Genomic DNA, 2,669 nt, shown 5'->3' with positions numbered 1-2,669 from the left:
GGTACGTTTAAGCTTTTGCGCGAAAACGGCGCCTCGGCGCTCGAGGTTAGCGAGTACACGGGCTCGCCCGAGATGTTTGAGGGGCGGGTTAAGACCCTACATCCAAAGATCCACGGCGGAATTTTGTATAAGCGAAACGACGCAAATCACGTAAGCCAAGCCGCGCAGCACGACATCGGCGGTATCGATCTCGTGTGCGTAAATTTATATCCTTTTAAAGCGACCGTAGCCCGCACCGACGATTTTTCAGAGATCATCGAAAACATCGACATCGGCGGACCTGCGATGGTTCGAAGCGCGGCTAAGAATTTCGCAAGCGTCTATGTCGTTACTAGCCCGCTTGATTACGACGCGGTTTTGCAAAATTTAAGCGGCGCGGACGAGAGCGAGAAGCTGAAATTTAGGCAAAATTTAATGATAAAAGCTTACGAGCACACCGCAGCCTACGACGCGATGATCGCAAACTATATGAATGAGCGCTTTAACGGCGGCTTCGGCGCGAAAAAATTTATCACGGGTAGCAAAGTATTCGATACCCGCTATGGCGAAAATCCGCACCAAAAGGGCGCGCTGTACGAGTTCGAGGACTTTTTTAGCAAGCACTTTAAGAGCCTAAAGGGCGAGGCGAGCTTTAACAATATGACCGATATGCACGGCGCACTGATGCTCGCTAGCAGCTTCGGCAAGGCGCCTGCGGTAGCGATCTGCAAGCACGCCAATCCATGCGGCTTTGCCGTGAAGGGAAGCCTGCTTGAAAGCTACACCGAGGCGCTAAAATGCGACCCCGTAAGCGCATACGGCGGCGTCGTGGCGATAAACGGTGTTTTGGACGAGGAGCTAGCGCATAAGATCAATGAAATTTTTGTCGAAGTTATCCTCGCCGCTCGCGTCACGCCCGCGGCGCTTGCGGTATTTGAAAAGAAAAAGCGTATTAAAATTTTCGAGCAGGGCGGGGAGTTTTTAATTCGCGAAAACGACAAATACGATTTTAAATTCATTGACGGCGGCTTTGTGTATCAGCAGCGCGACTACGTAGGCGCTGGCGAGGTCGCAAACGCCCGCTGCGTCACGGGGCGCGCGGCGAGCCAGAGCGAGCTTGACGATCTAAAAATCGCGTGGCAGATCGCCGCACTTACGAAGAGCAACTGCGTGGTTTACGTCAAAAATCGCGCGATGGTTGCGATCGGCATGGGTATGACGAGCCGCGTGGACGCTGCACGTGCGGCAGTAGCGAAGGCTCGCGACGTGGGCGTTGATCTGCGCGGCTGCGCGCTTGCCAGCGAGGCGTTTTTCCCGTTTAAAGATAGCATCGAGATCGCCCATGCTGCGGGCGTCGCGGCGGTCGTGCAGCCCGGCGCTAGCATCCGCGACGATGAGGTGATCGCAAGCGCCGACGAGTTCGGCATGGCGATGTATTTTACGGGAGTTCGCCACTTTTTGCACTAAATTTTGCTCGCCTGCGGCGCGGGCGGATTTATTGTGCTGGCTTCGTAACTTTTTATGCCGTTGCAAATCTTGAAAACCGCGTCGTAGGGGCTGATCTCGTTGCTCGCTGCGTAGCGGGCGCGGTGTGGGTCTAATGCACAGTGCTTTGTTACGCGCCAGCGCGGTGCGGATCGGGCTATCTCCGCTACACAGCCGTACGCGATGTAAATTTGACTGCGCTCCGATACGCGCTGGGCGTGATCGAATCGGACTACTTGCGCTTTGCCATACGGTTGTGCGGCGATGGTTTAGCTGCACGGTATATCGTTTTGTAGTGGCGCGGCGCGGATCCAATGCATGGTGCTTTGTTACGCGCCAACGCGGTGCGGACCTGGCTGCCTCTATTACAAGGCGCGCGATATAAATGGCTATACTCCGCTACGTGGCAGAGGCAGTGCGAATCCGACTGTTCGCGCTTCTTTATACTACTTCGCGGCGCGGGTTTAGCTACGCGACATACCGCTTCGTAGCGGTGCGGCGCAATCTAAATTTAATCATCCGCCGCTCCTGAATGGTCGCGAAAATTTTATCTAGCGGCCGCAACGCAAAATTTAAAATTTAATCGCGCATGCAGCGGATGGGTTCGCGCCTCGCCGTCGTATAGCGGCGCAAAAATTTTATCTCGCGGCGCGAAAATTTCATGGCGCCTATTTTGCGTTGAAATTTCGGCGCCGTTTCGCAGCAGATACGGAGCGGAGTATAAATTTTTAAGGCGGCGCCTCGTCGCGATTGGCGCGCTCGTAGATAAATTTTAATCGTGCGGCAAGCGGATGGACGCCGTGCCGCAACCTAAGCGGTGCGTAGATAAAATTTAATCGCGTAGTAGAGTAGCGGGCGCAGCGCAAAGCTTCCGTCTCGCGAGCAGTCCGTGTCCTCGCAAAGCGCGCGCGGTAGAATTTGGTCGCGTCGTAAAACTCGCAAAGGCGCTAAATCAGGCTCAAGCATTTTAGCATTACCTATATTACAACCACCTCTTAGCATAGCTTCTATATTTACAAGCTCACAGTTTGTTTCTCTAAAAAGAAGATAGTCTAGGTCATGTAAATGAATTTCACCTTTTATATGTGCTAACTTTATATGTTCAGGAATTATTTTATTCAAGTAGTAGTCTCTTGAAGAAATTCCTGCTAGTAAATCTCTTTGAACAGAAATAGTTTTTGCATCTTTATTTGCATTTTCAGATA

Annotated in this window: 2 protein-coding genes; one reads left to right on the top strand and one right to left on the bottom strand. The window is 52.4% G+C overall.

The window, feature by feature from the left end; all coding sequences use genetic code 11:
* Positions 1 to 1,446 (top strand): bifunctional phosphoribosylaminoimidazolecarboxamide formyltransferase/IMP cyclohydrolase (purH, locus tag Q0372_RS05120; protein ID WP_298103391.1); only part of this gene is annotated, 1,446 nt, incomplete at its 5' end.
* Between the two features lie 828 nt (positions 1,447 to 2,274).
* On the opposite strand, the gene nrdD is transcribed toward purH, so the two are convergent.
* The coding region (gene nrdD / locus Q0372_RS05115) for an anaerobic ribonucleoside-triphosphate reductase (protein ID WP_298103389.1) at positions 2,275 to 2,669 on the bottom strand (395 nt) is incomplete at its 5' end.

It is taken from the genome of uncultured Campylobacter sp. (genome assembly GCF_937997405.1).
GTDB lineage: Bacteria > Campylobacterota > Campylobacteria > Campylobacterales > Campylobacteraceae > Campylobacter_B.
This window is presented reverse-complemented; position numbering and strand designations above follow the sequence as displayed.